The sequence below is a fragment of the Parasedimentitalea huanghaiensis genome (assembly GCF_009753675.1).
In the GTDB taxonomy this organism is placed as follows: Bacteria; Pseudomonadota; Alphaproteobacteria; order Rhodobacterales; family Rhodobacteraceae; genus Parasedimentitalea; species Parasedimentitalea huanghaiensis.
Genome location: NZ_WQLV01000021.1, coordinates 47,663 through 54,068 on the forward strand (window position 1 = coordinate 47,663; position 6,406 = coordinate 54,068).

General features: G+C 49.0%; 4 protein-coding genes. 1 reads left to right on the forward strand and 3 read right to left on the reverse strand.

Translation table 11 applies throughout. From position 1 onward, the window contains the following. Positions 1-35 precede the first annotated feature (35 nt). Entirely contained in the window at positions 36-1,559 is a 1,524-nt protein-coding gene (locus GO984_RS21820; protein ID WP_157024667.1) for a sugar ABC transporter ATP-binding protein, read from the reverse strand. A gap of 202 nt (positions 1,560-1,761) precedes the next feature. Between GO984_RS21820 and GO984_RS21825 the strand changes: the two genes are divergently transcribed. Next, on the forward strand, positions 1,762-2,787 hold the full coding sequence (locus tag GO984_RS21825; protein ID WP_157024668.1) for a LacI family DNA-binding transcriptional regulator: 1,026 nt from the start codon (positions 1,762-1,764) through the stop codon (positions 2,785-2,787). Between the two features lie 67 nt (positions 2,788-2,854). On the opposite strand, the gene GO984_RS21830 is transcribed toward GO984_RS21825, so the two are convergent. Then, the gene (locus GO984_RS21830; protein ID WP_157024669.1) at positions 2,855-3,469 is read right to left on the reverse strand and encodes a hypothetical protein; all 615 of its coding nucleotides are present in this window, start codon (positions 3,467-3,469) and stop codon (positions 2,855-2,857) included. 443 nt (positions 3,470-3,912) lie between these two features. Continuing rightward, positions 3,913-5,964: a putative bifunctional diguanylate cyclase/phosphodiesterase gene (locus GO984_RS21835; protein ID WP_157024670.1), complete on the reverse strand. Its 2,052-nt coding sequence runs from the start codon at positions 5,962-5,964 to the stop codon at positions 3,913-3,915. Positions 5,965-6,406 lie beyond the last annotated feature (442 nt).

The following is a 6,406-nucleotide window of genomic DNA, read 5'->3' on the forward strand; positions in this document are numbered from 1 at the left end:
TTTTCCTTTTCCAAGGCTACTGTTTGCCAAGACAGTCATCCCCTGCCCTCCCGTTTCAGACCGGCGGCGTAGCGCACGATTTCGTTTTCGTTGATGTCGTCCCCTGTGAGAACGCCCATGACCTGACCGTCGCGCATCACCACAACACGGTGGCTGATCCCAATTACCTCGGGCATTTCAGATGATATCACGACCACCGAAACCCCTTCAGCCGCCAAGGCAGCAATGAAGTGATAAACCTGTTGCTTGGTACCAACGTCGATACCACGGGTCGGTTCGTCGATAATGACAACCTGCGGGTCGGTTTCTATAATTTTGGCCAACAACAGCTTTTGCTGGTTGCCGCCCGACATATCGCCGACATTGATCTTAGGATCACGAGCCCGAATATCAAACCGACGGATCGCGCGGGCCATTGCTTTATCCTCTGCCTTGGTGTCGATACCAAAACGCCTCACGAACTTGGGCAACGCAAACAAGGTCAGGTTGGGGCGCATTTGCTTGTCCAACAACAAGCCCTTGGCTTTGCGATCTTTGGTAAGATAGGCGACACCAGCATCCCGCGCCGCTGCGACCGATGCAAAGCGGGTTTCACGACCCTCAAAGAATACTTGCCCACTCTCAATGGGAGCCAATCCACAAACAGCCTCAAACACAGCGGTACGACCGGCACCAATCAAGCCAGAAAAGCCCAGGATTTCACCCTTGCGGAGGTCAAAACTCACATCACTAACGCCGCTAGAGTATAGATTTCGAACTTCAAGTACTAACTCAGCATCTACATCGACTTCATGCATGGGAGGATAGAGATCCGACAATTCACGGCCAACCATCATTTGTGCCATTGCATCCGGCGACAAGGCATCCGCATCCTTGGTGCCAATCCATTGCCCATCACGTAAAATCGTGATCCTGTCTGCAATCAGCTTAACTTCGGACAATTTGTGCGAAACAAAAACAACGGCAACACCGGTTTTCTTGAGCTTTTCGACCTGACGGAAGAATAGCGCTGTTTCAGCCTCAGTCAGGACTGCAGTTGGTTCGTCCATGATTAGAACCCGCGCGTTTCGGCTGATTGCTTTGACGATTTCAACCATCTGCTTTTCTGCAATGGACAAATCCGCTATCCGCGCAGACGTCGAAATATCCAGTCCAATTTCATCCAGATAGCCGCGAACTTTGTTTCGCATTGTTTCGCGGTCCAGGACGCCATTTCGGGTCAGTTCACGGCCCAAGTATATATTTTCTTCCACCGTCATCTGTTCGGCTAAGTTCAGTTCCTGGTGGATCAGGACAATGCCAAGCCGCTCCGCTCCACCGTCTGGAGGCAAAACGGTTTCCTCACCATCAAAAAGAATGCGACCTGACGTAGGCGTGTGAAAACCAGAGAGAACCTTCATCAGCGTGGATTTTCCTGCGCCATTCTCTCCGATCAAGGCATGAACTTCACCTGCCCGAATACCCATACTGACACTAAACAGCACCGGAACAGCCCCAAATGACTTACTGATCCGATCCGCCTCAAGAACCAATGTCGTACTGGATTGTCCGTCAAGCATGTTACCCTTCCCAACACAAATTCACATTTCGAAATGCTGTGCCATTTTGACCAATGTAAACCTTTTCATAGGCGATGTAAACCTTTACATATGGAAGGCCAAGTCTTCTCAACCGATCCGTTTCACGATATAGACCGCCCTAAGAGTCTGGAAAGAAATGCGGAATCCGGCCCAACAAATCACCGGACCAAGGATAAAGATTTTGAATAGATCAGCAGACCGGCCAGCTACAATCGAGGACGTTGCCAAGCTGGCGGGCGTATCAATTGCCACTGTTAGCCGTGCGATTCGAACGCCCAGGAAAGTTGCTGAAAGTACTCGCAAAAAGGTAACCGCTGCCATTGCTCGTACGGGCTACACCGCCAATGCCATGGCGCAAAATCTTCGAATGCAACGTTCTCGTATGGTTATGGTGTTAACCCAATCGATTGCTGATCCAAATTTTCCCGGAATACTAATAGGCTTAGAAAAAGCCGCTAATGAGTTGGGCTACGGCGTCCTCATTGGAAACACTGAAGGCACCGTATCTTTTGAAGAAAACCACATGCGGTTTTTATCTTCCGGAATGGTAGACGGCTTAATCCTGCTTACCGGCCACCTGCCAGTGGTAGGACATCCTAAAAACCCAATTTCCACTTTGCCACCGATCATCGCAGCAACCTGCCCCGTAAGCCATAAAGATGTATCCTATGTCGGAGTTGACGATGTCGGATCATCCAAAATGGCAACCGAATACCTGATATCGTTAGGTCATCGGAAAATCGCGTATGTATCGTCCGGCAGCAGCAACCCTATTTCGGATCTGCGGCAAGAGGGCTATGTCAAAGGGCTTGCTGAAGCCGCAGAACCCATCACAGAATGGAGGATCGAAGGCGATGGCTCCAGTGAGGGTGGTCGTGCTGCGATTGAACGGTTGTTTATCAAGGACACCCTGCCGACAGCCTTTTTCTGTTACAATGACGACACCGCAATTGGGGTCATTAGTGCGCTACAAATACGTGGCTACCGCGTGCCCGAAGATTTTTCCGTCATTGGCTTTGACGACATTCCCTTTTCCAACAACATTACGCCGGCGTTGACCACAGTACGTCAGCCGCGCAAACAAATCGGGGAAATAGCGATGGGATATCTCTTGGATGGACTGTCTGGAGAAGCGACGATTCCCAACCAGACACTTCTCCATGGCGATCTAGTTGTGCGAGAAAGCTGCGGCCCCAAGCTGACCTAGATCGTGGAGCAAGATCTAACGTTCCGCCAATGCGTCCACCCTTTCAGTCTGACGAGGCGCATATCTTTCAAACGCGTTGCAGCAAACGTGCCCAAGCGCGCTTGGAAAACTCTTCTTTTTGCGGTTCCAACATTTGTTGACCCAGAAACCAGTAAAAGAATTTTTCAAAGGGGAAGTTTCTGAAATATTCTGGTGCATACAAAAGGTTTTGTTGGAGCTCAACTGTCGTCCGACTTACAAGTGAGGCATGATGGTAATCGCATTTCGCACAGGTCAGAACTGGTTTCTTTTGCATCAGGGCTTCAAAGCCTACTGCCGAATTTTGTGACAGGATAATGTCAGATGCAGCGATTAAATCATGAATACTTGCCTCCGTGAGCCTTGCATTTGGATAGCGCGCGCAAACCTCGCGGAGCCGTCGCTTTTCCAGTTCTTTGTGAAGGGGATGCAATTTGACATACACGAGACCAGAAAACCTGGTGCAGGTGGTTTCAATGATCTCTTCCGAGGTCAGATAGTGCACCTGACTCGGGTATTTTTCGATATTTTGCAGCGGAATAAAGGCATTTGCTTTGAGCAGAAGCCTGATGCTCAGGGCCCACCGCTCCACGCATATGTTCGATTGGCGGTGAAGAGCCTGACTGTTTAGGTCATCCAGTCTCAGCGACACTACTGGAGGCATTCTGGGCTACATAAGGTCAGTAATCGGGCTGCTAGATCATGCTAGTAAGTACTGGCTGGGTGGTAGGAAACCCAGCGGGATGATCCTTTTCTTCAGTTTAGCTGGTGTGAACTCGAAAATAGGGCATTACTGGGGACCTTTTGCCAGGAACCTAGGGCGAGACCTACGGGGAGGACTTGTGGATCCTGAACTGGAACTGGTGCCGTTGCCGGGATCCAGAGGCGCTGGATGTGGGTCTGTTAAAGGAAACCACCTACCGTAGTTGTGCAAATTTGGACATACACGTACTGATAGACACCCCTAGGTACGTCAGTCGGTTTGAGAATTTTACCTCTCTCGATCACAGAACGCATCTAGCGAAAACCGGTAAGTCAGCCTTCGCCTTGGAGGACGATAATGCCACCTACTCTTAATGTTACATTATCTTCTGGTGCCATCGCAGCTTACACTGCAGTAGCAGATCTAGGGTGAATTTGGTTTTCATTATCGTTGATACACGATAGCGCTGCGGCTTCAGCCAACGGCCTGCCCAACAGGTACCCTTGGAGCTGATCACACCTCGAGTTCTGTAGCATTTCGAACTGTTCCTGCGTTTCGACACCTTCCACAGTAACCTTCATACCTAACGTGTGACCCAAGCCGACGATGGTCTCAATAATCTTGGTAACCAGAGGTGCCTGTTCCTGAAATCCAGTTAAGAACGATTGGTCAACTTTGACCTTATCAAAAGGGAACTGCCACAGATAGGCAAGGCTGGAATACCCAGTACCAAAATCATCCATAGCGATTGAAACTCCGAGCTTTTTTAGTTCTTTGAGCTGGGTAAAGGTGTTGGTTGTGTCATCGAGCAGGAAGCTTTCAGTTATTTCCAGCTCTAGCTGCGTTGACAAGAGCTTGGCTTCCCAAATGGCATGTTCAACAATCCCAGGTAGATTACCGCTCTTAAACTGGCCAACAGATAAGTTGACAGCTAGCTTTAAATGCCTTGGCCAATCAGAGGCAAACCGGCAAGCCGAATACAATACCCAAGTGCCAATGTCTTCAATCAGCCCCATTTCTTCTGCAATTGGAATGAAATCCGCAGGGCTGACAGATGTACCATTCTCCCGTTTAAGCCGGAGCAAAGCCTCAAACCCCAGAAGTTCGTTCGTTAATGTGGAATAGAGTGGTTGGTAGTTAATCTCAAACCCGTCATTGGCTAGAGCCCAATTCAACCTCTGCTCAATCTCACGGCGCAGCTGCAACTTTTCGTCCATCTGACTAACAAATTTACAAGCCCGGTTACGTCCCTCGGTCTTTGCATAGTACATTGCAATGTCCGCACTCTTGAGTAGCCGGGCCACATTTTTACCATCCTCAGGACCGCAAGCACTGCCAACACTTACTGTCGCTACAACCGAGTGACCATTTGCCAAAATTGGCTCGCGCATGGCTTCGACGATTTTTTGTGACACCTCTTCTACGGCCGTTACGTTGCTAACGTTCTTTTGAAGTACGGCAAATTCGTCGCCGCCAAGACGCGCAACAAACAAGTTTTCCTCTGACAGAGCACATATACGTTCAGCGCATGTCCTTAAGACTATGTCGCCAAGCTCATGCCCGAAAGAGTCATTGAAGGTCTTGAAATTATCAATATCCAAAAAGTGGACAGCAATATTGGATTCTTCCGCTAAGCAGTGCTCGACTGATTTGGTAAACGTTGCCCTATTCATTTGACCTGTAAGAACGTCATGAGCGGCAAGATAGTGGATCCGCTCATCTGCATTCCTTTTGGCCCGTAGGGCTCGAGCATAGGAAATAGACGGTCCCGACATACTTAAAATGATGAGCAAGACAATTGAACTGATTGCTACAATCAGGACTTTTTGAAGCAGAGTATCCTGTTCTGTAAGATCCAGATAAAAAGTAACTGATCCCATAACGGCCCCATCGACACCTGTAATGGGATGAAATATCACAGCATAAGATGTTGGCCGGAACTGCCCGTCCCCTGTAAATATTTGAATCTCATCTACCGCTGTAGCACTGGAAGAATGCCCATCAGCGGAACCATGATCATGCTGATCTTGCGGTTGAAGGGCCGTGATGAGTGTGTTTAGAGGCAATAACTGCTTGCCTTGCAATTGTGTCTCAGCCTGCGGTTCATGCGAGTGCGAATGCGCGTGATGGCTCGCTGGTGTACTATCAGAGGCCCCATGAAACGAACCGGTCGCAAATACTTGTTTTCCATGCGCGCCGTGGAACTCGAACCGGAAAACATCCCCAATCATTGCCAGGCGATGCAGCTCGGCTTCTGCATCTTCAGCGTCAGCGTTGCCGCTAAGGATCTGCTCAATTTGAGGCATATCTCGCTCAATGAAACCAGCAAATTCCGCCCCGGTATGCCAAGCTTGATCTTGTAAAATTGCGATTTTGCTCATGCGAAGTACATATGCTGCGCTAACCGCAGCGGCTAAACCAATGAAACAAAATATTGCGACCTTCAGCTTCACCATGACTAAGTTGCTCCTCGCACAGATAGGTGAGCACTGATGGCATTCGGGGATAAAAATAACGTAAATTTCCAGTTCCACCTGCCGCGGGAGACGTGGCTGGTTCTCGTTCGAACCCCTCGCGATTGGGCTGTTCTCTGGCTGGAGTTAAAAATATTGCCCCAAAGACAAATTCGGAACGCAGTCAGCAATTATGTTTCAAATTTTCGAAAAATGAGTGTCTAAGCCCGCTGTCCATCTCCAACCATGCTGGTGAGCAACCTAGACCAGCAAGAAACGTCTGCGCGAACAACCTTTGATCAAGAGCTGAGTATCTAAAAGCATCTATACAATAAAACCTACATAGCGACGTATAGATGTTTACAACCTTTGGACCTGTCGCGGTTTGATGCCGCTCCTTTGATAGCATTTACTGCAACAAAGGAGACTGACTATGGGACTGAAG